The organism is Streptomyces sp. NPDC017943 (genome assembly GCF_044328425.1).
GTDB classification, from domain to species: Bacteria; Actinomycetota; Actinomycetes; order Streptomycetales; family Streptomycetaceae; genus Streptomyces; species Streptomyces djakartensis_A.
The window spans coordinates 158,740-183,672 of record NZ_JBIRHH010000006.1; the positions used below are offsets into that span (position 1 = coordinate 158,740).

The 24,933-nt window shown below is 70.8% G+C and carries 27 protein-coding genes; 16 read left to right on the plus strand and 11 right to left on the minus strand.

Annotated elements, in window-relative coordinates; translation table 11 throughout:
• The first annotated feature begins 80 nt into the window (after positions 1-80).
• On the plus strand, positions 81-1,421 hold the full coding sequence (locus tag ACH4C6_RS20740; protein ID WP_398110054.1) for a DUF445 domain-containing protein: 1,341 nt from the start codon (positions 81-83) through the stop codon (positions 1,419-1,421).
• Positions 1,422-1,474: 53 nt separating this feature from the next.
• Positions 1,475-3,007 (plus strand): MFS transporter, encoded by a 1,533-nt coding sequence (locus tag ACH4C6_RS20745; RefSeq protein ID WP_398110055.1) that lies wholly within the window; start codon positions 1,475-1,477, stop codon positions 3,005-3,007.
• Between the two features lie 801 nt (positions 3,008-3,808).
• Here ACH4C6_RS20745 and ACH4C6_RS20750 read toward each other — a convergent pair.
• Positions 3,809-4,123 carry a hypothetical protein gene (locus ACH4C6_RS20750; protein ID WP_398110056.1) on the minus strand — a complete coding sequence of 105 codons (315 nt, stop codon included), beginning with the start codon at positions 4,121-4,123 and terminating at the stop codon, positions 3,809-3,811.
• A 212-nt stretch (positions 4,124-4,335) separates the two neighbouring features.
• Between ACH4C6_RS20750 and ACH4C6_RS20755 the strand changes: the two genes are divergently transcribed.
• The 3 genes from ACH4C6_RS20755 (at position 4,336) to ACH4C6_RS20765 (ending at position 6,130) form a co-directional block, all read left to right on the plus strand.
• Positions 4,336-4,758: an Hsp20/alpha crystallin family protein gene (locus ACH4C6_RS20755; protein WP_398110057.1), complete on the plus strand. Its 423-nt coding sequence runs from the start codon at positions 4,336-4,338 to the stop codon at positions 4,756-4,758.
• Between the two features lie 193 nt (positions 4,759-4,951).
• On the plus strand, positions 4,952-5,410 hold the full coding sequence (locus ACH4C6_RS20760; RefSeq protein ID WP_398110058.1) for a DUF2267 domain-containing protein: 459 nt from the start codon (positions 4,952-4,954) through the stop codon (positions 5,408-5,410).
• 303 nt (positions 5,411-5,713) lie between these two features.
• Positions 5,714-6,130: a VOC family protein gene (locus ACH4C6_RS20765; protein ID WP_398110059.1), complete on the plus strand. Its 417-nt coding sequence runs from the start codon at positions 5,714-5,716 to the stop codon at positions 6,128-6,130.
• A 60-nt stretch (positions 6,131-6,190) separates the two neighbouring features.
• Here the strand turns inward: ACH4C6_RS20765 and ACH4C6_RS20770 are convergent, their stop codons facing one another.
• Positions 6,191-6,397, minus strand: coding sequence for a DUF397 domain-containing protein (locus ACH4C6_RS20770; RefSeq protein ID WP_398110060.1), 207 nt, complete (start codon positions 6,395-6,397; stop codon positions 6,191-6,193).
• Positions 6,394-7,242 (minus strand): helix-turn-helix domain-containing protein, encoded by an 849-nt coding sequence (locus ACH4C6_RS20775; protein WP_398110061.1) that lies wholly within the window; start codon positions 7,240-7,242, stop codon positions 6,394-6,396. The genes ACH4C6_RS20770 and ACH4C6_RS20775 overlap by 4 nt, the downstream gene beginning before the upstream one ends.
• 205 nt (positions 7,243-7,447) lie before the next feature.
• On the opposite strand from ACH4C6_RS20775, the gene ACH4C6_RS20780 reads away from it, so the two are divergent.
• On the plus strand, positions 7,448-8,098 hold the full coding sequence (locus ACH4C6_RS20780) for an ATP-binding protein (protein WP_398110062.1): 651 nt from the start codon (positions 7,448-7,450) through the stop codon (positions 8,096-8,098).
• On the opposite strand, the gene ACH4C6_RS20785 is transcribed toward ACH4C6_RS20780, so the two are convergent.
• Positions 8,095-8,583 (minus strand): very short patch repair endonuclease, encoded by a 489-nt coding sequence (locus tag ACH4C6_RS20785; protein WP_398110063.1) that lies wholly within the window; start codon positions 8,581-8,583, stop codon positions 8,095-8,097. The genes ACH4C6_RS20780 and ACH4C6_RS20785 overlap by 4 nt on opposite strands.
• 81 nt (positions 8,584-8,664) lie before the next feature.
• On the opposite strand from ACH4C6_RS20785, the gene ACH4C6_RS20790 reads away from it, so the two are divergent.
• The gene (locus ACH4C6_RS20790) at positions 8,665-9,927 is read left to right on the plus strand and encodes a DNA cytosine methyltransferase (RefSeq protein ID WP_398110064.1); all 1,263 of its coding nucleotides are present in this window, start codon (positions 8,665-8,667) and stop codon (positions 9,925-9,927) included.
• Positions 9,928-9,961: 34 nt separating this feature from the next.
• Here ACH4C6_RS20790 and ACH4C6_RS20795 read toward each other — a convergent pair whose 3' ends face one another.
• From ACH4C6_RS20795 to ACH4C6_RS20805, 3 genes are all read right to left on the minus strand, one after another.
• Complete coding sequence (locus ACH4C6_RS20795; protein WP_398110065.1) at positions 9,962-10,825, minus strand: NgoMIV family type II restriction endonuclease; 864 nt, start codon at positions 10,823-10,825, stop codon at positions 9,962-9,964.
• Between the two features lie 13 nt (positions 10,826-10,838).
• Positions 10,839-11,636 (minus strand): HNH endonuclease, encoded by a 798-nt coding sequence (locus ACH4C6_RS20800; RefSeq protein ID WP_398110066.1) that lies wholly within the window; start codon positions 11,634-11,636, stop codon positions 10,839-10,841.
• Between the two features lie 205 nt (positions 11,637-11,841).
• Entirely contained in the window at positions 11,842-12,858 is a 1,017-nt protein-coding gene (locus ACH4C6_RS20805) for an SEC-C domain-containing protein (protein ID WP_398110067.1), read from the minus strand.
• Positions 12,859-13,051: 193 nt separating this feature from the next.
• On the opposite strand from ACH4C6_RS20805, the gene ACH4C6_RS20810 reads away from it, so the two are divergent.
• The 3 genes from ACH4C6_RS20810 to ACH4C6_RS20820 all read left to right on the plus strand — a co-directional run bounded on the left by ACH4C6_RS20810 (position 13,052) and on the right by ACH4C6_RS20820 (position 15,189).
• Entirely contained in the window at positions 13,052-13,363 is a 312-nt protein-coding gene (locus tag ACH4C6_RS20810; RefSeq protein WP_398110068.1) for a DUF6412 domain-containing protein, read from the plus strand.
• A 113-nt stretch (positions 13,364-13,476) separates the two neighbouring features.
• Entirely contained in the window at positions 13,477-14,187 is a 711-nt protein-coding gene (locus ACH4C6_RS20815; protein WP_398110069.1) for a YidC/Oxa1 family membrane protein insertase, read from the plus strand.
• Between the two features lie 144 nt (positions 14,188-14,331).
• Positions 14,332-15,189 (plus strand): fumarylacetoacetate hydrolase family protein, encoded by an 858-nt coding sequence (locus tag ACH4C6_RS20820; protein ID WP_398110070.1) that lies wholly within the window; start codon positions 14,332-14,334, stop codon positions 15,187-15,189.
• 110 nt (positions 15,190-15,299) lie between these two features.
• Here ACH4C6_RS20820 and ACH4C6_RS20825 read toward each other — a convergent pair whose 3' ends face one another.
• The 3 genes from ACH4C6_RS20825 to ACH4C6_RS20835 form a co-directional block, all read right to left on the minus strand.
• Entirely contained in the window at positions 15,300-16,166 is an 867-nt protein-coding gene (locus ACH4C6_RS20825) for an LLM class F420-dependent oxidoreductase (protein WP_398110071.1), read from the minus strand.
• 95 nt (positions 16,167-16,261) lie between these two features.
• The gene (locus ACH4C6_RS20830; RefSeq protein ID WP_398110072.1) at positions 16,262-16,780 is read right to left on the minus strand and encodes a heme-degrading domain-containing protein; all 519 of its coding nucleotides are present in this window, start codon (positions 16,778-16,780) and stop codon (positions 16,262-16,264) included.
• On the minus strand, positions 16,777-17,868 hold the full coding sequence (locus ACH4C6_RS20835) for a Gfo/Idh/MocA family oxidoreductase (protein WP_398110073.1): 1,092 nt from the start codon (positions 17,866-17,868) through the stop codon (positions 16,777-16,779). The genes ACH4C6_RS20830 and ACH4C6_RS20835 overlap by 4 nt, the downstream gene beginning before the upstream one ends.
• 95 nt (positions 17,869-17,963) lie before the next feature.
• Between ACH4C6_RS20835 and ACH4C6_RS20840 the strand changes: the two genes are divergently transcribed.
• The 5 genes from ACH4C6_RS20840 (at position 17,964) to ACH4C6_RS20860 (ending at position 22,500) form a co-directional block, all read left to right on the plus strand.
• Positions 17,964-19,049 (plus strand): ROK family protein, encoded by a 1,086-nt coding sequence (locus ACH4C6_RS20840; protein ID WP_398110429.1) that lies wholly within the window; start codon positions 17,964-17,966, stop codon positions 19,047-19,049.
• Between the two features lie 362 nt (positions 19,050-19,411).
• A complete protein-coding gene (locus ACH4C6_RS20845; protein ID WP_398110074.1) occupies positions 19,412-20,197 on the plus strand; it encodes an LPXTG cell wall anchor domain-containing protein in 786 nt (261 codons plus the stop codon).
• A gap of 92 nt (positions 20,198-20,289) precedes the next feature.
• Positions 20,290-21,069, plus strand: coding sequence for an HAD-IIA family hydrolase (locus ACH4C6_RS20850; RefSeq protein WP_398110075.1), 780 nt, complete (start codon positions 20,290-20,292; stop codon positions 21,067-21,069).
• Positions 21,070-21,189: 120 nt separating this feature from the next.
• A complete protein-coding gene (locus ACH4C6_RS20855) occupies positions 21,190-21,819 on the plus strand; it encodes a hypothetical protein (protein WP_398110076.1) in 630 nt (209 codons plus the stop codon).
• Between the two features lie 3 nt (positions 21,820-21,822).
• On the plus strand, positions 21,823-22,500 hold the full coding sequence (locus ACH4C6_RS20860; RefSeq protein WP_398110077.1) for a class F sortase: 678 nt from the start codon (positions 21,823-21,825) through the stop codon (positions 22,498-22,500).
• A gap of 3 nt (positions 22,501-22,503) precedes the next feature.
• On the opposite strand, the gene ACH4C6_RS20865 is transcribed toward ACH4C6_RS20860, so the two are convergent.
• Positions 22,504-23,247, minus strand: a complete 744-nt coding sequence (locus ACH4C6_RS20865) for a hypothetical protein (RefSeq protein ID WP_398110078.1) — start codon at positions 23,245-23,247, stop codon at positions 22,504-22,506.
• 60 nt (positions 23,248-23,307) lie between these two features.
• On the opposite strand from ACH4C6_RS20865, the gene ACH4C6_RS20870 reads away from it, so the two are divergent.
• Entirely contained in the window at positions 23,308-24,879 is a 1,572-nt protein-coding gene (locus ACH4C6_RS20870) for a phytoene desaturase family protein (RefSeq protein WP_398110079.1), read from the plus strand.
• The last annotated feature ends 54 nt before the right edge of the window (positions 24,880-24,933 follow it).

Genomic DNA, 24,933 nt, shown 5'->3' on the forward strand with positions numbered 1-24,933 from the left:
CGCCGGGAACTCCTGTTCCGTTCCAGGAGTCGGTCAGGAAGGGACAATGTGTGTGCGGGATCACCGAGCGGGTGGAGCGGATGGATCGGACGAAGAGCGAACAGACGGGCGAGGTCGATAACCGGCATGCCCGCCCCGGCGCCGGGGTGAACCGTGCGATGACGACCTTCAGCCCGGCGGACGAGGAGAAGCGGCGCGGCGTACGCCGTATGAAGCTCACCGCCACAGGACTGCTGCTCTTCGTCGCCGTGGTCTACGTGCTCGCCAAGTGGGCCCAGAACTCGGGGGCCGGTGCCTGGGCGGGCTATGTCGCCGCCGCCTCGGAGGCCGGCATGGTCGGTGCCCTGGCGGACTGGTTCGCCGTCACCGCCCTCTTCCGCCACCCCCTGGGCATCCCCATCCCGCACACCGCGATCATCCCCAAGAAGAAGGACCAGCTCGGCGTCTCCCTGGGCGAGTTCGTGGGGGAGAACTTCCTCTCCGAGGACGTCGTGCGCCAGCGGCTGCGGGCCGTCGGCATCGGCAGCCGCCTCGGCGCCTGGCTCGCCGTCCCCGAGAACGCCGACCGGGTCACGGCCGAGCTGTCCGCCGCCCTGCGCGGCGCCCTGACCGTGCTGCGCGACTCCGACGTCCAGGCCGTCGTCGGGGAGGCGATCACCCGCCGGGCGGGCGCCCAGGAGATAGGGCCCGGCCTCGGCAAGATGCTGGAGAAGGTGGTCGCCGACGGCGGCCACAGACGCGTCGTCGACCTGGTCGTCACCCGCGCGCACGACTGGCTCGTGCTGCACGGCGACTCCGTGATGGACGCCGTGCAGGGCGGCGCCCCCGGCTGGACCCCGAAGTTCGTCGACCGGAAGGTCGGCGAGCGCGTCTACAAGGAGCTGCTGCGCTTCGTCACCGAGATGCGCGACATGCCCGCGCACCCCGCCCGCGGCGCCCTCGACCGCTTCCTCACCGACTTCGCCTCCGACCTCCAGTCCGACACGGACACCCGCGCCCGTGTCGAGCGGCTCAAGGGCGAGGTCCTCGGCCGCGGCGAGGTCCAGGACCTCATCGCCAGCGCGTGGACGGCCGTACGATCCATGATCGTCGCGGCCGCGGAGGACGAGCGCAGCGAGCTGCGGCTGCGCGTGCGGGCCTCCCTGCTCTCGCTCGGCTCCCGGATGGCGGCCGAGCGCAAGGTGCAGGACAAGGTCGACAAGTGGGTGGAGGACGCCGCCGTCTACGTCGTCACCACCTACCGCAAGGAGATCACCTCCCTGATCACCGACACCGTGGCGAGCTGGGACGCCGAGCACACCACCAAGAAGATCGAGGCGAACATCGGCCGCGATCTGCAGTTCATCCGCATCAACGGCACGGTCGTCGGCTCCCTGGCCGGCCTGCTGATCTACACGGTGACGCACGCGCTCGGGGCGTAAGCGGATCGGGTCAGGGCACTTGGAGAACGTTCTTCTCGCTGAGGAGGGAGCCCATGACCACCACGCAGGCCGGGACCGGCCGAACCGTGACGACCAGCATCCCCGCCCGCCTCGACCGCCTCCCCTGGTCGCGCTGGCACTGGACCATCGTCATCGGTCTCGGCACCGTGTGGATCCTCGACGGTCTCGAAGTCACCGTCGTCGGCAACATCGCAGGCCGCCTGTCCGAACCGGGCAGCGGCCTGCCCATCACCTCGGGCGAGGTCACCGGCCTGGCGGCCGCCCTCTACGTGGCGGGCGCCTGCATCGGCGCCCTGTTCTGGGGCCGCCTGACGGACAAATGGGGGCGCAAGAAACTCTTCATGATCACCCTCGCGGTGTACCTGGCGGCCACCGCCCTCACCGCGATCTCCTTCGACACGTGGTGGTTCCTCCTCTTCCGCTTCCTCACCGGCTTCGGCATCGGCGGCGAGTACGCGGCCATCAACTCCGCGATTGACGAGCTGATCCCCAAGGAGTACCGCGGCCGCGTCGACCTGATGATCAACGGCAGCTTCTGGCTGGGCGCGGTCTTCGGCTCCCTGCTGTCGATCGTCGCCCTGGACACCGACATCTTCGCGGCGAACGTCGGCTGGCGCCTGACCTTCGCCCTCGGCGCGGTCCTGGCCCTGGTCATCCTCCTCGTCCGGCGGCACGTCCCGGAGAGCCCGCGATGGCTGCTGATCCACGGCCGCGACGACGAGGCGGAACGCATCGTCTCCTCCATCGAGCAGGAGATCGAACGGGAGAACGGCAAGCCGCTGCCGCCCGCCGAGGGTGAGATCACCATCCACCAGCGCCGCAGCGTCTCCTTCCTGGAGATCGGCCGCACGGTCTTCTCCGACTACCGCAAGCGGGCCGTCCTCGGCTTCTCCCTCTTCATCGGCCAGGCCTTCCTCTACAACGCCATCACCTTCGGCTTCGGCGCGATCCTCACGAAGTTCTTCGACGTCCCGAGCGGCAACACCGGCTACTACTTCGCCGTCATCGCCGTGGGCAACTTCTTCGGCCCGCTGCTCCTCGGCAAGCTCTTCGACACCGTCGGCCGCCGCATCATGATCTCCGGCACCTACCTCCTGTCCGGCGTGCTCCTGTTCGGCACGGCCTGGCTGTTCGACCAGGGCTCGCTGAGCGCCACCACGATGACGGCCTGCTGGTGCGCCGTCCTCTTCTTCGCCTCGGCCGGTGCGTCCAGCGCCTACCTGACGGTCTCCGAGGTCTTCCCGATGGAGACCAGGGCCATGTCCATCGCCTTCTTCTACGCCATCGGCACGGCGGCCGGCGGCATCAGCGGCCCGCTGCTGTTCGCCTCGCTGACGGAGAGCGGGGTCGTCGGCGACGCGGTCCTCGCCTTCTGCATCGGCGCGACGCTGATGTGCCTGGCGGGCCTGGTGGCGGTGTTCCTGGCCGTCAACGCGGAGCAGCGCTCCCTGGAGGACATCGCCAAGCCGCTCACCGCGGCGGCCGGCAAGGTCAAGCGCGGGGGCGGAGGCGGGAGCGACCCCGACGGCCCCGGCGCGGGGGGCTCCACGCCGGCGACGGCCTGAGTGTGAGCGGTGAGGACGGACGGGCCTCTGGCGCCGCCCGTCCTCGGCCACTCTCGTCCCCCTGACTTCCCGGCCGGCGAGCGGCACGCCGGAACTGCGCTATAGTTGATCTGCGTCCAGTCGCCGGAACTCCGGTCGGCGGACAGTGCGTTGGTGGTCCAAGGAAAGACGCCCCACTTCCTGTGGGGAGATGCAGGTGCAAGGCCTGCCCGGCGCTCCAGAACAAGAACCCGGCCCTGGGATTCAGGGCCGGGTTCTTTGCTGTGTGCGGGTGCGGGTGTGTGGGCGTGTGCATGGGTGGTTGGGTCGGCTGTACGGGCCTGGCCTGCCGTGAGCCGGTCGCGCCTTGGGGGAGGGCGATCGGCGGGCGTCAGGCGCCTGGCCGGTAGGCACGGGATGCCCTATGGGCGGTCCGCCGAGCCCGGTCGCGGGCCGGTATACGCGCGGTCGGCGGTCCGCCGGGCGGAGTCCGGCGGACTGGGCGGAGTCCGGCGGACCGGGCGGAGTCCGACGGGCCGGGCGGAGTCCGGCGGACCGGGCGGAGTCCAGCGGACCGGGGCGCGGTCCGACGGACAGGCGGCCGAACGCCGCGGCGCGCAGCCGCACCAGTCCGACCGCGTGCCACACACGCGACCGCCCCTGCCCACGGAGTACCGGCGTACGGGCCTGTGGCGTACTGGCTTGCAGGTCGATCGCGTACGCGGGGCCTTTGACGCACCGGCGCGGGGCCAACGGCGTATGGGCCCCGGGGCCAACGGCATGCGGGCCCGAGGTCTACGGCGTACCGGCGGCCCGGGGCGACTACGCGTCGCCGCGCCCCCGTCGGTCCGCCACCGCCCAGGACGCGAGCGCCACGGCCCCGGCGACGCCGAACACGGCCGGCCAGGCACCCACCTTCTTGGCCAGCGGATGCGATCCCGCGAACGCGGCGACGTACGCGGCGGACAACGCGCCCGCGGCCACCCCACCCGCCTGCTGCCGCCACTGCCGGGCTGCCACCGCCCCGGCGGCGGCCAGCACGACCCCGCCGAGCGGCCGCTGCCTGGTCCAGCGGGCCGCCCCGTATCCGCCCACGAGCCCGCTCGCGGCGACCACCGCGCTGGGAACCTTCGCCATTACCTGCCTCCTGCGTGCCGCGTCCTCGCCGGGAAGAACGCTCCGAGCCCGAGGCTAACCCGCATGCACCCGGGCACCTCAGCCAGGGCAGGGCAGGACACCTCACTCCAACATGAGTCGAGGCTTGTCAACTTTCCTCGTCCGAGCTATATAAGAAGACGCAGACCGTTGGGCATCGCACCTACTGCGCCTGAAGAGAGGAGTGACCCGTGATGCTCATGCGCACGGACCCCTTCCGTGAACTCGACCGTCTCACCCAGCAGGTCCTCGGCTCCGCCGCCCGCCCGTCCGCGATGGCGATGGACGCCTACCGCACCGGGGACGACTTCTTCGTCCACTTCGACCTGCCCGGCATCGACCCCGAGACGATCGAACTGGACGTGGAGCGCAACGTCCTCAACGTCCGGGCCGAGCGCCGCTCGCCGGCCCCCGAGGGTGCGGAACCGCTGGTCGCGGAGCGTCCCACCGGCACGTTCACCCGCCAGCTGTTCCTCGGCGACACGCTCGACACGGAGCGCATCGACGCGTCCTACGAGGCCGGCGTGCTGACCCTGCGCATCCCGGTGGCCGAGCAGGCCAAGCCCCGCCGCATCCAGATCACCGGCGGCGACGCGCGCAGGCAGATCAGCGGCTGACCCGGCCGACCGCACCCACGCAGATGCGGAGGCCGTCCCCCGCCGTCCCCCGGGGACGGCCCCCGCGCACCCCACCCACGCCCCGTGCCGCCGGTGTCGCAGGATCCCGGCGGCACGGAAGGCGGCAGCACCGGATCCGGAGGAAGACCCGCAGATGAGCGTGACGACGGTGCCCAGTGTGACGATGACACCCATGGCTCCGAAGACCCTGATCCCCAGCCCGCCCCGGCACCGCGGGCCCCGGGACGACGACAGCGCCTGGACCCGACTGGTCGACGCCGTACGCGACTCGGGCCAGTACCCCACCAGGCCGGAGGCCGAGCGGATCACCCGTATCGTCCTGTCCGCCCTCGGCGGTCACGTCGTCGGTGACGAACGGGTCGACCTCGCACGCGCCCTGCCGGAGGAGGCGGCCCGGGTCGTCGCCTCACAGATCCCGGCCACGCGCCGGCTCACCGCCGCGGAGTTCGTCGACTCCGTCGCGGCCCGCGTCGAAGGGGCGACCCCCGCGACGGCCCGCTGGGACGTCAGCTCCGTCCTCAGCGTGCTGCCGCCCCTGATCGGCGACGACCTGGTGACCCGCATCCTGGCTCAACTCCCGCCCGGTTACGCCCTCCTGTTCGGCCGAGCGGACCTGAGCCCGGCATCGTAGGCTCCCGGTGCCCCGCGCGACGGCCACTCCGGCAAGGCCCGGAGGGTGGCCGTCGCGCCCGGGGCTCCGCCCCACATGCCAGGAGCCCCATCACGCGAACAGGGCCCACAACCCTCACCACCCCCGACGGCACCGGCCGCGACTGAACGCGAGGCCCTGACGTCGTCGCGACCGAACCCACGGAGCGCCGACTTCGCGAGGCGGTCCACCCGTCCCCGCCAAATGGTTCGACAGCACCCGCCCCTGCCGAGGATGCTGCGGAGCGCACGGCACCTCTGCCAACCGACGGGACGGAAACGACCCTTGAACCCCACCCTGCGCCACATCACCTTCGACTGCACGGGCGAGCCCTACGAACTGGCCCGCTTCTGGTCCGAGTTCCTCGGCCACCCCCTCTCGGAGACCGACAAGCCCGGCGACGACGAAGTCCTCGTCGAACTCCCGGCCGGCACGCCCGGCCTGCTTTTCGTGAGGGTCGAGGAGCCGAAGACGGCCAAGAACCGCATCCACTTCGACATCGCCCCGACGGGCCGCACCCGCGCGGAAGAGGTGGACCGAGCAGTGTCGCTGGGCGCCCGCATCGAGGCGGACCGCACCCTCCCGAACGGCCGGGGCTGGGTCGTGCTGACGGACCCGGAGGGGAACGAGTTCTGCATCGAACGGGGTGTGATGGACAAGGTGGACGATCAGCATCACCCAGAATCCGCAGACGCGTTTTAGGTGTGACACGGGTCGGCTCTCGACCAACCGTCGAGCTCCGGATCCGGCTGGCTCCCGAAGTTACGGGCACAACTGCAAGCTACGGACGAAGGAGCGCCAGGCCGTGTTTCCCACTGCGATCACAGGCGGTTCCGGGACCTTCGAGTCCCGGACTAGGGCGCCGTCCTCGGTGAGGGCGCACTCGACGCACTCACCGCCAGCACCATTGCTGTAGGACGATGTGAACCATATGGAACTGCTGCTGTCGCGGGTTCTAGGCGATATCACTGTGCGTAATCCTTCAGGATCGACTCGATCAACAGGGCCGAGCGTTGAGGGCTGGACGCTGCGGCGCGCAGCCCGTCGAACGCCCTGGTGTACTCACGCACATGATGCTCACCTTCCAGGTACACGGCATCAGTGATGCCATCCCGATACACCACGTCCGGGTCTTCCGGCGCTGGGAAGCCCAGCATGGTGAACGAACCTGTAGTCGGGTACGTCCCAGAGTCAAAGGGGAGGACCTGCAGGGTCACTGACGGCAGATGGGCCATTTCCAGCACGTGCCTCAACTGCTTCTGCATCAGGAGGCGGTCGCCGATGACATGCCGCAGAGCGCTCTCGTTCACGATGAACCATGCGTCTGGGGCGTCGGGCTGCCGCAGCATGGCTTGACGTTCCATGCGTACACGTACCGCTTTCGCTGTGTCCTCAGCGGACATGTGCCCACCTGCCTGGTGGAGTTCAGCGGCGTACGCCTCTGTCTGCATCAGCCCCGGTACCAACTCGCTCTGGTACTGGCGGAAGGTGGTGGCCTCCTGTTCCAGGCCAATGTAGATGTTGAACCACTCGGGCACACCCGAGCCGTGGACCTGCCACCAACCCCGCAGCTTCGCCTGCCGAGCCAGTGACTTGAGGAACTCGCGCAGCTCATCGCTTGTGCCGTAGAAGCGACACAGAGCGTCGATGTCCGACGGCTGGACGCGCCCGCTCCCCGTCTCCATCCGATTGACCTTGGAGCCGCTCCAGTCCAGGGCTTCGCCAACCTGCGCACAGGTGAGGGTGCTCGTCTCGCGGAGCTTCTTCAACTCGATGGAGAGGCGCCGCCGGCGTGCCGTGGGTGATCCGGCCATCACAACCCTCTTTCAATTAGCGGGTGTTCAGTCTTGCGGCAAGCGGTGTGCCTGCCAATCACTCAGAAGTGGGAATCCCTTCCTGCACATTGCATCTCGGGATGTGCGGACCGCATCCTGGTTTCGAGAACAACGCTCAGTAAATGCCCGTGACGTTGCGTCGCCGTCTGATGTCAGAGGGGTCTTCGTGTGCCAGGAAGCCTGCATGCCGTGCAAGCCGTGGGACATCGCCTTCACGGCCGAACCCTCGGAGGTGGCCGCCCTCCGCCGGCTCATGCGAATGCGCCTGGTCGTCTGGGGACTGGATGGCCTCGTGGACGAGGCCCAGTTGTGCCTCAGCGAACTGGTCACCAACGTCATCACACACGTCGGCCCCGGCACTCCGGCGACCTTGGCCGTCTCCCTCAACGGTACGCATCTACGCATCGAAGTACACGACCCGGACACCCGCGTCCTGCCCGTTCTCAGCGAAGCTGGCCTGGACTCCGAGAGCGGGAGAGGGATGACTCTCGTGGACGCCATCGCCGTTCGCTGGGGTGTACTGCTCCACCCGGACCGAAAGGTCACATGGTGCGAACTGGCGGCGAACCTGACTGTGCACAACGGTCACATGGCGGCTCCCGGTGTGACGCGAGCCGAAGCCCTCCTCGGTTTCTACGCCACGATGCAGGTACCTCGTAGAGGTGAGATGAGCAGGGTGGGCTCGGCTGTGGCAGAGGAGGCGGCGATTGCGGCGATCACCGACTTCCTTCACTGGTTTCGAGCCCACGGCCGAGACGCGGACGACATGCTCGAACGGGCACAGATGCGTTTTGACTCGGAGCAGGTACTGCTGCCACTGCACTACCGCTGCTAGGTCGTGTTGTCAGAGGCTCCAACGGATGTGCGAATCTTGGTGTGGTGCCTGTCAACCGCGTCGAGTATGCCGATGATGCGTGCTGCGGCCTTGTCCGGCTCTTCGTGCTCCCAAACACGCACAACCGTCCAGCCAGCGGCCTCAAGCGCCTCGTCAGCGGCCCGGTCGCGGGCGACATTGCGTTCAAGCTTCGGGCCCCAGTACCCGCCATTGACACCAGGCTGGCGTCCGTGGTCTGGGCAGCAGTGCCAGAAGCAGCCATCAACGAACACAGCGACTCGCGCACGCGTGAACACGATGTCAGGTCGCGGGTGGGCCCCTTGCAACTTGAGGCGGAGATCAACGCGGTACCGCTTGCCGGCGGCGTGGAGCAGTGACCGGATGGTCCGCTCGGGTTTGGTGTCCCGCCGCTTGATCGCGGCCATGTTTCGTGAGCGCCCCGGAGTGGGCGGTGTCGTCGGCGCGGGGTCAGTGCTGGGGGTCATCGCGTACACGGTAGCTCGACTGTCAGACCCACAGTGTTTGATGGGTCAGGATGGTAGACCTGTGCAAGAAGACATGGAGGTATGAGCGTGGCTGATCTGTCCGCCGTGGAGATCTGCGCGGGCGCTGGAGGCCAGTCGCTCGGCCTTGAGCTGGCAGGTTTCGACCACGCCCTCGCCGTTGAGCTCGACGAGAACGCCGTCAACACCCTTCGCGAGAACCGCGACTGGAAAGTGGTGCACGGCGACGTGGCTAATGAAGACCTGTGGAAACCGGGCGAATACGTCGGTATCGACCTTCTCGCTGGTGGGGTGCCATGCCCTCCGTTCTCGATCGCCGGTAAACAGCTTGGCGCGACCGATGAACGCGATCTCTTCGCTTGGGCCGTCGAACTGGCTGGCAAGATGAATCCGCGGGCGCTTCTGCTGGAGAACGTCCGGGGCCTCTCCATGCCTCGCTTCTCTGCCTATCGGCAGCATGTTAAAGATCGTCTAAGGGACCTTGGCTACTGGTCTGACTGGAAGCTCTTGCATGCAAATAACTTCGGCGTCCCCCAGTTGCGTCCTCGCTTTGTCCTGGTAGCCATGCGCCATGAGGATGCTCAATGGTTCGAGTGGCCAGAAGAAAGGCCAACTACGGAAACCGTTGGGTCTGCACTGCAGGACATGATGGCATCCGAAGGGTGGCTGGGAGCCGAAGCGTGGGTTAAGAAGGCGAACGACATCGCTCCCACTATCGTTGGCGGCTCAAAAAAGCATGGTGGCGCCGATCTTGGGCCAACCCGAGCCAAAGCGGCCTGGCGTAACCTCGGGGTGGACGCAATGGGGGTAGCTGATGCGCCGCCGAATTCATCCACTCCTATCGATTTCTCGCCAAGACTGACTACGGAGATGGTGGCCCGAATCCAAGGTTGGGGTCGGCATCCTGACTATGAGTGGAATTTCACTGGCCGCAAGACAACCAAGTACCGGCAAATCGGGAATGCGTTCCCACCGCCCGTAGCCCGGGCGATTGGGACCTCGATCGCTAACGCCCTGAACCGCAAGGGTGAGCCGAAGCGGCTAGCCGAGGTAGAGAGTGAAGTCATGCACGACGCGCTCTACTTGGCCTTGAAGAGTGCTTCGACGGCGCTGACAGAGAAGGAGCTGGTGCAGCTCGCCGGCGAGAAGATGGATTCTCTGACCTTCGAGCGCAGAATTGCCATGCTCGCCCGGGATTTCGTAATCGACGAAGATGATCAGCTTGGGGGGCGTGCCTACCGGCTCGTGGGCTTCAAGGGATTCGTTGGGCAAGAAGACCATGACCGGCACGCACGCTTCGCGGAGCTGCGATCCCGGATCAGCTAACTGCAAGTTGGCTAAGGTGACCTGCGACCCGCCGTTAGATCGCCAGGTCGAGCGGCAGGTCGCTGATGTCACGGAGACGTTTTCCGGTGACAAGGGTGTTCAGCATGCTGATGGCCTCATCGTTATCAGTGTTCTGGACTGCCGCTATCAACTCCGGCAGGGCGAAGTGGTACACGGTGTCAATATCACCTGTGCCGAGAGCTAGGGATGCCAACCGGGATGGCGAGGGTTCACCGGTGACGACCGCGATGTGGGGAGTCCGCCCCTTCCGATTTCGGATGACGTTGAGAGCCTCCGAACGTGCATTCTGGGCTCGGTCACTGCGGAGTGTCCACTTGCAAGAAACTATGGCGTGAACGATTGGGCGTTGCTGATTAGCCATCCTGATTACGGCATATCGCCCTGCCTCTGCGTCCACAAGATTAGAGACATTGTTGACGACATCGTCTGACTCCGGCTTTCGGAGTACCAGAATGTCCGGACTGATTTCGTAGGAGTTTCCCAGTACCGCGGCCAGGTTTCGGTCGGCCTGAATAGCGGTAGCGAGGTCCGCAAGGTGCGTGTAAGGCTCATACCTGGAAATCTGATATTCGGCTCGTGAGCCGCCGACATTTTCGATTGCCCAGTTCCCTGGACGGAGTGACTGGAATAGAGGAAAGGTGCCAGATAGGAATCGCTCGACAGCCTCCTCGAACTGCTTCCCGACTCGTTGACCGGTGAGCTTCTTGGGGATGGTCTCCGCGTGGAGATCCTTCGCGATGCTGAGGGCGATGCTTACGCTGGTCCTCTGGCTGCTGTCGGCGTTTGAGGCAACTCCATCCGGCGACAGTGAGAGAGTATGTTTCTCGGTAAGATCATCGTGGAACCTCTTCCTGGCCGTTGTCAGTGCCGCTGTCACTTGACGAAAACTCCTAATCCGGGCTGCCAGAGCTGGTCAGCAAGTAGGCGATGAGCGCCTCCTGCTCGCTGTGCGGGAGGACGCGAGCTAGATCGTAGACGCGGTCAAGTTGTGAGCGAGTCCGTTCCGCTCGCTTCAGCCAACTGAGGAGCGTTTGCTTGTTTCCCCGGCTCAGCCGCCTGACCTGTGCTAGTACCTCGTCGTACTGCAACGGATCGGGAACCTCGTCTCGAACAGGCTCGTTGCACCGCGCGCACTCAGTGCGCCAGTTGTCGATCTCGTCGGCTGCTCCGCGGGTCCTCAAGCGTTCCTGGGGCACTCGGTGCCCGATGGTGAGCCGGGCCTTGCTGTCGGGTTCGCCTGGATAGGACTCTCCGGCCGCGGTTCCGCACACGACACATCGGCCGCCGTCCCGGTCGAAGACGTCGCGTCGTATGCGAGCTGACGGTGCGAACCTCTTGTGTGCTTGACGGTCCTCATCAAGCCAGTACCGTGCTCCCCGAGCCTCGAGCCGGTACTCGTCTGTGCCGAGCGAGCCGTCATCTTTGTATGAGGGGATGATCCATCCCACTGAGCGCAGTGTGCGGAGTCGGCGATTGAGGTGCTCCGACCTGCCCACGATGCCAGGACCCAGCGCATCGCGAAGTTCGTTCATCGTGAATATGTCGTCTATTTCCTTGTTGAACCAGAGCCAGGCTGCAAGACGTCGTTCCTGACCGAACGGCTTCTTCTGTGTGCCGGGCTGGATTGTGACCTCCCACCATGGCGTTCCGCAGGGGGCTATTGGTCCATCGTTTGAACTGGCGTCCACCCTCAGAAGTATGGCCGGCCAGTTGGATCAGGGGCCGAGAGCCTCAAATGCTGCGCTGATGGAAGCGAGCAGGCGGGTCCAGGGACGCGGGAGCCAGAAATCCCTGGAGCAGCGGTGAGCAGGGCCAGCCGCCCGGCGTTGTGGCGCGTTCGTGAATTCGCGCGTGCCGGGCGGCTCAGTGGCAGTCTGCCGTGAGGGGGCGAGGTCAGGCGGTCGGGCCGTGGCACTCCCCATACGCCCGCCCCGACCCGCACCAGCAGTTCGAGCCGTCCTGCGGCGGCCACGCCACTGCTCGCCCCCGGGCCGCGAGCGTCGTCGCGTACTGGGGGAGCAGCGTCGGGTCCCCCGGGGAGCTGCCCTCCGAGGCCGCGAAGGCCTCGTAGGACGGGACCGTGCCCGTGACGATGCCGAGGTTCGGGGTGCCGGAGGCGGACAGTTCCCGCAGGGCGCGCTCTATCGAGGCCAGGTGCTCCTCCTGGGACGGGTACTCCTCGGCGAGCGCCGGGTACGCCTCCAGGAGTTCCGACAGTTCCGGCGCCGGCCAGTGCAGGATCGCCACCGGGAACGGGCGGGACAGCGCCGCGCGGTACGCGCCCAGTTCCGCTCGCAGGCGGAGGATCTCCGCCTCCAGTTCCGCCGGGTTCTCCGAGCCGAGGGACCAGACGCGCTTGGGGTCGTGCAGTTCGTCCAGGGAGACCGGCAGGGAGTGCACCGAGTCCGCCAGGGCGTCCCACTCGTCGTGGGAGCGGCCCAGCATGCGGCGGACCCGGTGGCGGCCGAAGAGCAGCGGGTGGGTCGGCTGCGCGGGGTGCGCCACGTCCGTCAGCAGGTGGCGCACCGCCTCCGTGAAGGTCTCGTGCGCTGCTTCCAGCTCGTCGTGGTTCTCCAGGGCCTCCGCGACGATGACCCAGGGGGCCGGGTCCTGGGGGGCCGAGGCGCGGACGCCCTCGATGATCGCCCGGGCCTCGGCCTCGTGGCCGTACTCCCAGAGGTTCGAGGCCTTCAGGGCGCGGACCAGGTGCGGGTTGTCCAGGCCGTCGGGAGAGGCCAGGAGGCGGTCGTAGAGCTTGGTGGCGCTGGGGCGGTCGCCGGACAGTTCCAGGTGGGCAGCCGCCCGCAGCAGCAGGGCCTCGGCGTCCTCGGGGTACAGGCCGGCGGTCCGCTCCAGGCGTGCCGCCTCGGCGGTGTGGTCGACGTTTTCGGCAGGCGTGTCGGGGCGCATGGGGGACACCGTACTGCCGGGAGGTGACAAGCGTGAGAGATCCGCAGGCCGGACCCGATGACGGACGTGCGGCGCGGCTCCCGCTCCCGCTCCTGCACCGGCGTCCACACCCCGGTCCGGCCGGGAGGGCGATCTTGTATAACGTCAGCAGAGATACGGTCAGCAGATACGCACAGGGGAGGAGGGGCAGCCGGTGAACCGCACCAGGTCCGCGCTGCGTCCCGTCCTCGCGCTGTTCCTCCTCGTCGCCGGGGTGCTGCTGCTCGACACCGGCAGCCTCTTCGCCACCGTCGCCCTCGCCGCGACCGCCGCCGCCTCGGCCGCCCTCGCCGTCTGCTCCGTCGTCGCCTCGCGCTGCGCGCCCGCCGTGCCGCGCACCCGGGTGCGCACGGCCATCCGGGACCGCGACCGCCGTACGGCCTTCCTGCCCCAGCGTGATCCCGACGCCCGGGGGCGCACCCGGCCCCGGGCGCCCGGTCACGCCCTCCGGGCGACCGTCGCGTAGGGAACCCCTCGGGGAGTCCAGGGACTTCCGGGCCTCCATGGGGCCGATCCCGCGCGGGTCGTCATGCCGCCTTCTCCGATTCCGGCACGACGAGACCCCCGGAGGGCTCACCCATGTCCGTCTTCGCTCACCTGGTCGAGCAGCTCGCCGACCTGCTCCAGCCGCTGTTCGGCGCCTCCGCGGCCGCCGCCGCGATCGTCCTGTTCACCGCGCTTGTACGGCTCCTCGTCCATCCCCTGTCCCGGGCCGCCGCGCGGGGCCAGAAGGCGCGGACCGCGCTGCAACCGCGGATCGCCGAGCTGCGCAGGAAGCACGCCGGGAATCCCGAGAAGCTGCAGCGGGCCGTGCTCGACCTGCACACCGAGGAGAAGGTCTCGCCGCTGGCCGGCTGCCTGCCCGGGCTGCTCCAGGTCCCCGCCTTCTTCCTGCTCTACCACCTGTTCTCCAGCGACACGCTCGGCGGCGAGGCCAACGGGCTGCTCGGTCACCGGCTGCTCGCCGCACCGCTCGGCGGGCGGTGGGCCGACGCGCTCGACAGCGGGCTGTTCGGCGGGGCGGGGCTGGTGTACGTGGGGCTGTTCGCCGTGGTCGCGTGCGTCGCCGTGTTCAGCTACCGGCTCAGCAAGCGCATGATGGCCGCCAACCCGGTGCTGCCGTCCGGGGACGCCGAACAGGTGCCCGGGGCGGGGGCGGTGGCCAGGGTCATGCCGTTCATGTCGTTCTTCACGCTGGTCACCGTGGCCGTGGTGCCGCTGGCGGCCGCGCTGTACGTCGTCACCAGCACGACGTGGAGCGTCATGGAGCGGGCCGCGCTGTACCGCTGACCCGGCGGTGCGGGGTCCAGTACGTGAACGGGGTATTGCGGACTGCACCCCGACCTTGGAGGATCGACCAGCCCTGCCGATGGCTCCCCGCCGCATCCGGGTCGCGCGCGTCGGACGGGCGCCCGCGATCGAGGGAGACTGATCATGAAGCTGCTGCGAGTCGGTACGGCCGGGGCGGAGCGGCCCGCGCTGCTCGACACCGACGGGATCCTGCGGGACCTGTCGGGTGTCGTCCCGGACGTCGACGGCGCGCTGCTCGCCGACGAGGAGGCGCTCGCCCGGGTCCGGGCGGCCGCCGACGCCGGCACGCTGCCCGTCCTGGATGCGGCCGGACTGCGGATCGGGCCGCCGCTGGGGCGGATCGGCAAGATCGTGTGCATCGGGCTGAACTACCACGACCACGCCCGCGAGACCGGGGCCGAACCGCCCGCCGAGCCGGTCGTGTTCATGAAGGCGCCGGACACGGTGGTCGGCCCCGACGACACGGTGCTCGTGCCCCGGGGCTCCCGCAAGACCGACTGGGAGGTCGAACTGGCCGTCGTCATCGGGCGGACGGCCAGGTACCTGGAGTCGGCGGCGGAGGGGCGGGCGCATGTCGCCGGGTACGCGGTGGCGCACGACGTGTCCGAGCGGGAGTTCCAGATCGAGCGGGGCGGCACCTGGGACAAGGGCAAGAACTGCGAGACGTTCAATCCCCTGGGGCCGTGGCTGGTGACCGCGGACGAGGTGCCCGATCCGCAGGCGCTGTCGCTGCGGCTGTGGGTCAACGGGGAGCTGAAACAGGACGGGACGACCGCCGAGCAGATCTTCCCGGTCGGGGAGGTCGTGCGGTACGTCAGCCGGTTCATGACCCTGTACCCGGGAGACGTCATCAACACCGGGACGCCGGCGGGCGTGGCCATGGGGCAGCCCGAGCCGAAGCCCTACCTGCGGGCCGGGGACGTCGTGGAGCTGGAGGTCGAGGGGCTCGGGCGGCAGCGGCAGGAGGTCAAGGACGCGTAGCGCTCCGCTGGGAGGGGCGGGGAACTCCGTGTCCGTACGCGGCTGCGGGCAGTCCGTGGCCGGTCGCGCAGTTCCCCGCGCCCCTCAGGGCGCGACACGGTGCGCTCCCCTCACGCCAGCGTCGAAGCCAGGTTCCGCCACGCCGTCCTCGGGAGGGCGTCGCGCGGGGAGCCGTCCAGGACCTGGAGGGCCAGGTGGTCCGCTCCCGCGTCGAGGAACGCGTCGATCTTCGTGCGGATCGCCGTGTCGTCGCCCCAGGCGAACAGGGCGTCCACCAGGCGGTCGCTGCCGCCGTCGCGCAGGTCGTCCTCGGTGAAGCCGTGCCGCAGGAAGTTGCCGGTGTAGTTCGGCAGCGGCAGGTAGAGCTCCAGGAACGCGCGGGCCAGCGCGCGGGCGCGGTCCGGGTCCCGCTCGGGGATCACGCCCAGCTCGGGGGCGAGCAGCGGGCCGTCACCCAGGATCTTCCGGGCGTGCGCGGTGTGTTCGGGGGTGACCAGGTACGGGATCGAGCCCGCCGCCCGGTCGCGGGCCAGGCGCAGCGACCTGGGGCCGAGCGCGGCCAGCAGCCGCCGGTCCGCCGGCATCCCGGCGGCGTCCAGCGCGTCGAGGTGACCGACCAGGGCCGTGTAGGGGCGGGCGTACTGCTCCACCCGCTGGGCGTGGCTGACGCCGAGGCCGAGCAGGAACCGGCCGGGGTGCGCGGACTCCAGGTCCGCGAAGGCCCGGGCGGTGGCGGCCGGTTCGTGCTCCCAGATGCTCTGGATGCTGGTGCCGACGACGATCCGGGAGGTCGCGTCGAGGAGCGGGGCGGCGTTGGCCGCGGAGGAGTTGCCGCCCAGCCAGAGCGCGCCGAAGCCGAGTTCCTCCAGTTCGGCGGCGGCCTCGGTGAGTTCCCCGCGCCGCTGCGGGTCCTCCGAGCGCAGGCCCACGCTCCAGACGCCGTACCGGCCGACCGCTTCCTTGACGGGCGTGCTCATCTGTCCGTTCCCTCCGGTGGGCGCCAGGTGCTGCGTACGGCAGGTGCCAACCGGAGGGAGCCGGGGTTGATTCCGCCGGGCTGGGCGGACGACCCCTAGCGGTCGAGGAACCGCTCCAGCGCCTCCACCACGAGCCGGTGGTCGTCGAGCTGCGGCAGGCCGGACACCGTCACCGCCCCGATCACGCCCACGTCCTCGACGGTGATCGGGAAGGAACCGCCGTGGGCCGCGTAGGTGTCCGGGTCGAGGCGGGAGGACTCCTCGAAGGTCGTGCCCTTGGCGCGGAAGCGGGCGCCGACCAGGTAGGAAGCGGAGCCGTACCGCTCGACCACCCGGCGCTTGCGGGCGATCCAGGCGTCGTTGTCCGGGGTCGAGCCGGGCAGGGCGGCGTGGAATAGCTGCTGTCCGGCCCGGTGGATGTCCACGGCGACCGGGGCCTGCCGCTCCCGGGCCAGCTCGACCAGCAGCGAGCCGAGGGCCCAGGCGTCGTCGTGGGTGAACCGGCGGAACACCAGGCGGCGTTCCTGCTTCTCCAGCTCCTCCAGGCTCGGGGTCAGCTCCGGGTGGAACTTCGGCCCGAGCTCCTGGGTGTGCGGGGTGTTCCGGGCGGTCACAGGGTCACCGTCACCTTCTCGCGCGCCGAACGGCGGGCGGCTTCCAGTACGTCCAGGGCGGCGGCCGCCTCGCGTGCCGTCACCGGGTTGGGGGCGCCCTCGAGCAGGGCCTTCGCCACGGCGGCGTAGTAGGCGGGGTAGTCGCCCGGCAGGGTCGGCTCGGGGCGGCCGCCGCCGGTCACCGGGGACTCGCCGGCGCCCACCCGGCCCCACAGGGACTCGGGCTCCACGCCCCAGCCGGGCCCGGGGCGCCGGCCCTCGCGCAGGGCGGCCTCCTGGGGATCCAGGCCGTGCTTGACGTATCCGGCGGTGGAGCCCAGGACGCGGAAGCGCGGGCCGAGCTGGGCGGTCGTCGCGGAGACGTACAGGTGGGAGCGGACGCCGCTTGCGTGCGTGAGGGCGATGAACGTGTCGTCGTCGGTCTCCGCGCCGGGGCGGCGGACGTCCGTCTCCGCGTACACCGAGGCCGCCGGGCCGAACAGGACCAGGGCCTGGTCGACGACGTGGCTGCCCAGGTCGTAGAGCAGGCCGCCGATCTCCGCGGGGTCGCCGGACTCCCGCCAGCCGCCCTTGGGCTCGGGCCGCCAGCGCTCGAAGCGGGACTCGAAGCGCAGCACGTCGCCCAGCTGGCCCTCGTCCAGCAGCTTGCGCAGGGTGAGGAAGTCGTTGTCCCAGCGGCGGTTCTGGAAGACGGACAGGAGCAGCCCGCGCTCCTCGGCCAGGGCGGCCAGGGCGCGTGCCTCGGCCGCGCTGCCCGCCACGGGCTTGTCGACCACGACCGGCAGACCGGCCTCGAGGGCGGTCGTCGCGAGCGGCACATGGGTCTTGTTCGGTGACGCCACCACGACCAGGTCCAGCTCGCCGGCCCGCGCGAACAGCTCGTCCGGTGAGGCGGCCAGGCGGACGTCCGGGAACTCGGCGCGCGCCTGCTGCTGCCGTTCCGGGTTCGAGGTGACGACCGTGTCGAGCACGAGGCCCTCGGTGGCGGCGATCAGCGGGGCGTGGAAGACGGAGCCGGCGAGGCCGTAGCCGACGAGGCCGACGCGGAGCGGCGAGCCGGAAGCGGTGCCGGTGGGTGTGCCAGTCATGCCGTCCACTTTCGCAACGCTGTTGCCAAAGTGCAAGCGCCGGGGACAATGGGGGCGTGAACAGGGCGGACGACAGGACGGGCGGAGTGGGCGGCATGCGGGGCACGGGCGGCGGGGTGAACCTGCCGGCCCTGCGCAGCCACAACACCGCGCTGGTCCTGGACCTGCTGCGCACCGCGGGGGAGGACGGGATCAGCCGGCTCGAACTCGCCGAGCGGACCGGTCTCACCCCCCAGGCGGTCAGCAAGATCACGGCCCGGCTGCGGCAGGACGGGCTCGCGGCGGAGGCGGGACGACGCGCCTCGACGGGCGGCAAACCGCGCACGGTCCTGCGGCTGGTGCCCGAGGCCGGGCACGCGGTCGGCGTCCACCTGGACCGGGACGAGGTGCGGGCCGTGCTCGTGGACCTGCGCGGGAGCGTGGTCGGGGAGCGGCGGGCCGCGCTGGACCTGGGCGCGGGAGCCGCATCCGTACTGGCGGCGGTGACGGGCGCGGTGCGGGAGGCGGCACACGGGTCCGGCGGCGCCCTGCTGGGCGCGGGCGTCGCGCTGCCGGGGCCGCTCGACCACGCCCGGGGCGTGCTGCACCGGGTGACCGGTTTCCCCGAGTGGGACGGCTTCCCACTGCGGCAGGCCCTGGCGGATCGGCTCGCGATGCCCGTGGTCGTCGACAAGGACACCAACGCGGCGGCCCTCGGCCTGGCCGCCGGGGGAGAGGCGGGCTCCTTCGCCTACCTGCACCTCGGCACGGGCCTGGGCGCCGGGCTCGTCTTCGGCGGCGCCGTGCACCGGGGGGCCCGGACCGGGGCCGGGGAGTTCGGCCACCAGGTGATCCGGCTGGACGGCCCGCCGTGCACCTGCGGCCAGCGCGGCTGCGTCGAGGCACTGTGTCTGGCGGCGGTGGAACGCGGCGACCCGGCGGAGGCGGCCCGGGTGCTGGGCACCGCGGCGGGGAACCTGGTCGGCCTGCTCGACATCGACGTGGTCCTGCTGGGCGGGCGGACGGTGGCGGCGGCGCCGGAGGCGTTCGTGCGCGGGGTCGGCGCGGTCCTGGCGGCCCGGGCCCGGCGCACCGGTCAGGACGAGGTGCCGGTGCGGATCGCTCCGGGCGGTGACCGGGTGGTGGCGGCCGGGGCGGCGCAGCTGGTGCTGGGGCCGGTGTTCGGGCGCGGGGGCGGGTGAGGGCGCCTGCGCGGGCCCGGGGGCCGTGCCAGACGGGCAGGCGGGGCCGTGCCGGACGGGCGGGCGGGCGGACGGTGGCGGTGCCGGAGGCGTTCGGGCGCGGGTCCGGTGGGGTCGTGCCGGACGGGTGGACGGTGGCGGCGGTAGCGGAGGCGTTCGGGCGCGGGTCCGGTGGGGTCGTACCGGGCGGGCGGACGGTGGCGGTGGCGCCGGAGGGGGTTCGTGCGCGGGGTCGGCGGGGGCGTGCCGGGCGGGCGGGTGGGGGGCGGTGTCCGCCGAGCGGGCGGTTCCGCGCCGCCGTTCGGGGGGCTTCCCGGCGCGGCGGACGTACCGGAGGCCCCGCGCGGCAAGGTCACGTCATCATGCGACCCTGCACGCCCGTACACCTCTGCCTCGCGACGGCGGCGGCCGTCCTGCTCCCTGGTGCCCACCCGGCGTACGCGGACGACCCGGCGCCCGCCTGTGCCGCGCCCGACGACCACACCTTCCCGCTCACCACCCGCGTCCACGGCGGACCCGGCACGTACACGGCCGGCGGCGGGTTCGGTACCTGGTACGTCGACCTGACCAACACGACCGACCGGACGTGCGAGGACATCCACCCCGTCGTGGTGCTGGTCGACGACAAGCGCGCCCTGGAACCCTCCCAGCCGCGGCTGGAGTTCTTCGACGGCCCGCGGGCCCACCCCGTGCGGTTCGAGCAGACCGGCGAGGACGAACTCGTGGGGGCGTTCTCCGACGAGGAGGGCGGCTTCCGCGGGTTCACCGTCGGCCCCGGCGGGACCGTCACCGTGAAGGTGCGGCTCGCGCTCACCTCGGACGCCGTGCCGAACGACGTCACCGTCAACGCGGCGGTCGTCCAGCGCCACGACGACGACGGCGACTGGGTGGGGCAGTCCGGCGACTACCGCTTCCGGATCGAGGAGGGCGGCACCGACACCGACACCGACACCGACCCCGGCACCGGGAACCGGCCCGACGCCGAGCCCGAACCGAGCCCCGACTCCTCCGCCCCGCCCCGCGAGGACCGCTTCCCGTTCGCGGAGGAACTCGCCAGCACCGGGTCCGGTGTCCGGATCGCGGCCGCCGCGTCGGCCCTGCTGCTCGCCGCGGGCGGCGCCCTGCTCCTCGCACGCCGCCGCCGTTAGACGGGGTACCCGGGGACGGGCCGTTCCCCAAGATCCCGGCACTGTTTAGGCTGGATCGCACGCTGGACCGCGTACGGCAGGAGATCCCGCACATGGCAGACCGCAAGCCCATCCAGTCGTGGCTCACCGACATGGACGGCGTCCTCATCCACGAGGGCGTACCGATCCCCGGCGCCGACGCCTTCCTGAAAAAGCTGCGGGAGTCCGGCAGGCCCTTCCTGGTCCTCACCAACAACTCCATGTACACCCCGCGCGACCTGCACGCCCGGCTGCGGCGCATGGGCCTGGAGGTGCCGGTCGAGAGCATCTGGACCTCGGCCCTGGCCACCGCGCAGTTCCTGGACGACCAGCGGCCGGGCGGCTCGGCGTACGTCATCGGCGAGGCCGGGCTGACCACCGCGCTGCACGACATCGGCTACATCCTCACCGACCACGAGCCGGACTACGTCGTCCTCGGCGAGACCCGCACCTACTCCTTCGAGTCCATGACGAAGGCGGTCCGGCTCATCAACGGCGGTGCCCGCTTCATCTGCACCAACCCCGACGAGACCGGCCCCTCCACCGAGGGCCCGCTGCCCGCGACCGGCGCGGTGGCCGCCCTGATCACCCGGGCGACCGGCAAGAAGCCGTACTTCGCGGGCAAGCCGAACCCGCTGATGATGCGGACCGGCCTGAACGCCATCGGGGCGCACTCCGAGAGCAGCGCCATGATCGGCGACCGCATGGACACCGACGTGCTGGCCGGCATGGAGGCCGGGATGCAGACGTTCCTGGTGCTCACCGGCCTGACGCGGCCCGACCAGGTCGAGGACTTCCCGTACCGGCCGTCGCAGGTCGTGGACTCCATCGCCGACCTCGTCGACCGGATCTGACCCGGGCACCGGCACCCGCGCGGGCCAAACCCGTCACCACCCGTACGGAGCAGCCGCCGCGTCCCTGCGGATGCGGCGGCCCACCGTGCGGGGGAGGCTCCAGGCGTCTGGAGGTTCACGATGGGTTCCCTGAAAGTCACTGTCTGCACCGGCGTCCTGGCCGCGGTTCTCCTCTCCCCGGCGGCGCACGCGGCGGACGGAGGGGGCGTCACGGTGACCCCGGCGTCCCCCGCACCGGGCGGTGACGTCACGCTGCGCGTGACCGACTGCGCGCGGCGCACGGCCGTCGCCGTCTCGCCGGCGTTCGTGGCGGACGCCCGGCTCACCGTCGCCGGCGACCGCACGCTCACCGGTGACAGCCGGGTCCGCTCCACGCTGGAGCCGGGCCGGTACCCGGTGCGCATCGCCTGCGGGGACACCGCCCGGGCCGGCATCCTCACCGTCCGGGACGGCGACGGCCGCCCGCGGTCGTCGTCCGTGCCCGCTCCCGGAGCGGCGGGGCAGCCGCCCGTGCCCGGCAGGGGCGGGCAGCCGTCGGCTCCCGCCGAGGGCGAGCGGGCGCCGGGCGCACCGGCCACACCCGTCGCTCCCGTCCGGGCCGGTGGTGGCGCAGCCGCGGGACTCGTGGCGGGCGGGGAGCGCGCGGCCGGGCCCGGCACGGCCCAGGGCGTGACCGGCCTGGTCCTGGCGGGCGTCGCCGCCGCGGTCGTCGTACTCGGTGGTGTCCGCAGGCGACGGGGGACGGGCTGACCCATGTCCGACCTGGAACAGTCGTACCGGCGCCCCTCCGGCACCGGCCGCATGCTCGCGGGCGTGGCCTGGGTGGTGCTGCTGCTGGGGCTGTGGCTCTGGGGCCGCGAGGTCACCGACGTGCGGCACGGCATCTCGGCGCCCACCACCGGTGACATGGCCGCGGCCGGACGCCCCCCGGACGTGAAGCTGCCGCCCGCGCACCGGCCGCTGGGCGACGCGGTGCCGCAGCGCGTCGACATCCCCGGACTCGGTGTCCAGGCCCCGGTGGTGGCGCGCGGCCTCGACGCCCGGGGGGCCCTCGACCCGCCGCCCTTCGACCAGCCGGGCGTGGTCGGCTGGTACGCCGGAGGGGCGGCGCCCGGGGCCCGGGGGACCGCGCTGATGGTCGGCCACGTCGACACCGACTCCCGGCCCGCCGTGTTCTTCCGGCTCAGCGCCATGCGCCCCGGCCAGACGATCCGGGTGGTCCGGGCCGACGCCCGGGTCGCGGAGTTCACGGTCGAGTCGGTCCAGGTCCTCACCCGCGACCGCTTCGACGCCCACCAGGCGTACGGGTCACGCGAGTCGGGGCGGGCCGAGCTGCGGCTGATCACCTGCGGCGGCAGCTTCGACCGGGCGACCCGCAGCTACACGGCGAACGTGGTGGTCTCGGCGTACCTGACGGGGAGGGGGGCGTAGCGCTCAGGGGAGCCGGTCCAGGTCGATGCTCGTGCCGGGGGCGGGCGCCTTCGCGGCAACCGGCCGGTTCCAGTCGGTGAAGGTCGTGGTGACGGTGTCGCGGTCCTTGATCCGCTCGACGACCCTGACCGGCCCGGGGGCCCTCGGGCCACCCACAGTGCTGACCAGCACCGAACCGGCCTTGTCACTGACCGACTTGGCCCACCGGCCTTCGGAAGCGACCGGCTCGGCCCAGACGAAGGGGCCCTTGCCCACCGCGCGTGCGAGGGCGCGCTGGATGCCGCCGAGGTCGCACAGGGCGGCCATGCCGCGCAGTTGCTCGTGCTCGGTGCCGCCGCGCAGATAGCGGTTCTCCAAGGCCGGGGGCACCTCGCCACCGTCGCCGAATTGTGTCTTCCAGAAGTGGACGTCCGGCTTGAGCCATAAGGTGCCGCCGATCCTGATGACGTCGGCGGTGCCGTCTGCGGAGCTGATCCGGCCCGCGCACCGCCCTTCACGGTCCATGGCGAGATCGATGTCCATCGCCTCGGGACCCGACTGTTCCATCCGCACGCGCACCGACGACGCGGCCCGGACGCCGGCCACGGCTTCCGAGGAGATCTCGTCCGGTTCCATGTCCCGTTGCGGTCCCGTGCCCATGCCGGCCCAGGTGCCGAGAAGGACCACCGAGACGGCGGCCGCGACAGCGGCGCCGTACCAGGGTGTGCGCATCCGCGTCATGACCACGCGCTTCTTCTCCCCGTTCATGTCGGCCCATCCTGCTTGGGCGGGCTGGGGAGCGGCAACGGAAGCCGGCCGAATGACACGATGCTGCATCTCCGCTTCCACTTGCGGACGTCGCCGCAGGTCCCGGGCGTTCTCCGTGGTGCCATCGATCCCGTGCGAACGCTGAGGAGTGCGGGGGAGAGTGTGGCGAGCGACCCTGACGTGGTGATTGTCGGGACCGGGCCCAACGGTCTGGCGGCCGGCGTGACGATGGCCCGGGCGGGGTTGCGGGTCACCCTGTACGAGCAGGCGACGAGCATCGGCGGCGGGCTGCGCGGCGCGTCCCTGTTCGACCGGGACATCACCCATGACATCTGTGCGGCGGTGCATCCCATGGCCGTCGCCTCCCCCTTCCTACGCGCCTTCGACCTGGCCGCGCGCGGCGTGGAGGCACTGGCGCCCGACATCAGCTACGCCCATCCGCTGGACGGCGGTCGGGCCGCGCTGGCTCACCGCAGCCTCGAGGAGACGTGCGCCGGGCTGGGGCCGGACGGGCCGCGCTGGCGGCGGCTGATGGAGCCGCTGCTGGAGCACAGCGCTGGTGTGGTCGAAATGATGCTGTCGTCGCAGCGGGCGCTGCCCGGTGATCTCGGTGTCGCGTCCGCCTTCGCGCGGCGTACGCTCGCGCACGGAACCCGCCTGGCCTCGCACGGCTTTCGCACCGAGGAGGCGCGCGCCCTGCTCACCGGGGTGGCGGCGCACGTGGTGGGTCCGATGCCGAGCATGGCGTCGGGCGCGGTGGCACTGCTGCTCGGGCACCTGGCCCACGGCGGCGGGTGGCCTGTGCTTCGCGGCGGCAGCGTCCGCATGGCCGAGGTGCTGGCCGATGACATCCGGGCGCACGGCGGGGTGTTCCACACCGGTCGGCGCATCACCGACCTGCGCCAACTCGGTCGCCCCAAGGCCGTGTTGCTGGACCTGACACCCAAGGGCCTCGCGCGGATTGCGCCCGGGCTGCCCACCGGGTACCGGCGCCGTCTGGCCCGCTTCCGGTACGGGCCCGGCGCCGCCAAGGCCGACTTCCTCGTCAGCGATCCCATCCCGTGGGCCGATCCCGCCGTCGGCCGGGCCGGCACCGTCCACCTGGGCGGCACCCAGGCACAGATGTGGCGCCAGGAGACGGCCACCGCCCGGGGCAGGGCCACCGACGAGCCGTTCGTGCTGGTCGTCGATCCCGCGGTCGCCGACCCCGAGCGGGCCAGACCTGGCAAGCGGCCCGTATGGGCGTACGCCCATGTGCCGAACGGGGACCGCCGTGACGCGGTCGAGCTGGTGCGTGCACGCATCGAGCGGTACGCACCAGGCTTCTCCGAGACGATCGTGGCGCAGCGCGGCATCAGCGCGCACGACTACGAGAGCCACAATCCGAACTACGTGGGCGGCGACATCGGCGCCGGAGCGATGACCTTGCTCCAGAGCGTGCTGCGTCCCACCGCGCGCCTCGACCCCTACACCACTCCGCTGCGCGGTGTGTACCTGTGCTCCGCGTCCACTCCGCCCGGCCCCGGGGTGCACGGGATGGCCGGTCATCTCGCGGCCTGTTCAGCGCTGCGACGGGAATTCGGCATTCGTCGGGCGCCGTCGTTGGGGCCGAAAGGCCGTGGCATGAAGTAGCCACCTGCTGCCACTTGCTGAAGCGTTCCCCCCTGGAAATAGTGGCACGGCGAT

What these genes read in the sequence shown, in the direction of transcription:
- ACH4C6_RS20760 (WP_398110058.1), top strand. Translation starts at nt 4,952, where the DNA reads ATGGCTCCGAAGACCCTGATCCCCAGCCCGCCCCGGCACCGCGGGCCC.
- ACH4C6_RS20775 (WP_398110061.1), bottom strand. Translation starts at nt 7,242, where the DNA reads ATGGCCGGATCACCCACGGCACGCCGGCGGCGCCTCTCCATCGAGTTG.
- ACH4C6_RS20780 (WP_398110062.1), top strand. Translation starts at nt 7,448, where the DNA reads ATGCCGTGCAAGCCGTGGGACATCGCCTTCACGGCCGAACCCTCGGAG.
- ACH4C6_RS20815 (WP_398110069.1), top strand. Translation starts at nt 13,477, where the DNA reads ATGTCCGTCTTCGCTCACCTGGTCGAGCAGCTCGCCGACCTGCTCCAG.
- ACH4C6_RS20840 (WP_398110429.1), top strand. Translation starts at nt 17,964, where the DNA reads ATGCGGGGCACGGGCGGCGGGGTGAACCTGCCGGCCCTGCGCAGCCAC.
- ACH4C6_RS20865 (WP_398110078.1), bottom strand. Translation starts at nt 23,247, where the DNA reads ATGAACGGGGAGAAGAAGCGCGTGGTCATGACGCGGATGCGCACACCC.
- ACH4C6_RS20755 (WP_398110057.1), top strand. Translation starts at nt 4,336, where the DNA reads ATGCTCATGCGCACGGACCCCTTCCGTGAACTCGACCGTCTCACCCAG.
- ACH4C6_RS20750 (WP_398110056.1), bottom strand. Translation starts at nt 4,123, where the DNA reads ATGGCGAAGGTTCCCAGCGCGGTGGTCGCCGCGAGCGGGCTCGTGGGC.
- ACH4C6_RS20745 (WP_398110055.1), top strand. Translation starts at nt 1,475, where the DNA reads ATGACCACCACGCAGGCCGGGACCGGCCGAACCGTGACGACCAGCATC.
- ACH4C6_RS20790 (WP_398110064.1), top strand. Translation starts at nt 8,665, where the DNA reads ATGAGCGTGGCTGATCTGTCCGCCGTGGAGATCTGCGCGGGCGCTGGA.
- ACH4C6_RS20845 (WP_398110074.1), top strand. Translation starts at nt 19,412, where the DNA reads ATGCGACCCTGCACGCCCGTACACCTCTGCCTCGCGACGGCGGCGGCC.
- ACH4C6_RS20740 (WP_398110054.1), top strand. Translation starts at nt 81, where the DNA reads ATGGATCGGACGAAGAGCGAACAGACGGGCGAGGTCGATAACCGGCAT.
- ACH4C6_RS20850 (WP_398110075.1), top strand. Translation starts at nt 20,290, where the DNA reads ATGGCAGACCGCAAGCCCATCCAGTCGTGGCTCACCGACATGGACGGC.
- ACH4C6_RS20855 (WP_398110076.1), top strand. Translation starts at nt 21,190, where the DNA reads ATGGGTTCCCTGAAAGTCACTGTCTGCACCGGCGTCCTGGCCGCGGTT.
- ACH4C6_RS20825 (WP_398110071.1), bottom strand. Translation starts at nt 16,166, where the DNA reads ATGAGCACGCCCGTCAAGGAAGCGGTCGGCCGGTACGGCGTCTGGAGC.
- ACH4C6_RS20805 (WP_398110067.1), bottom strand. Translation starts at nt 12,858, where the DNA reads ATGCGCCCCGACACGCCTGCCGAAAACGTCGACCACACCGCCGAGGCG.
- ACH4C6_RS20820 (WP_398110070.1), top strand. Translation starts at nt 14,332, where the DNA reads ATGAAGCTGCTGCGAGTCGGTACGGCCGGGGCGGAGCGGCCCGCGCTG.
- ACH4C6_RS20860 (WP_398110077.1), top strand. Translation starts at nt 21,823, where the DNA reads ATGTCCGACCTGGAACAGTCGTACCGGCGCCCCTCCGGCACCGGCCGC.
- ACH4C6_RS20835 (WP_398110073.1), bottom strand. Translation starts at nt 17,868, where the DNA reads ATGACTGGCACACCCACCGGCACCGCTTCCGGCTCGCCGCTCCGCGTC.
- ACH4C6_RS20870 (WP_398110079.1), top strand. Translation starts at nt 23,308, where the DNA reads ATGCTGCATCTCCGCTTCCACTTGCGGACGTCGCCGCAGGTCCCGGGC.
- ACH4C6_RS20785 (WP_398110063.1), bottom strand. Translation starts at nt 8,583, where the DNA reads ATGACCCCCAGCACTGACCCCGCGCCGACGACACCGCCCACTCCGGGG.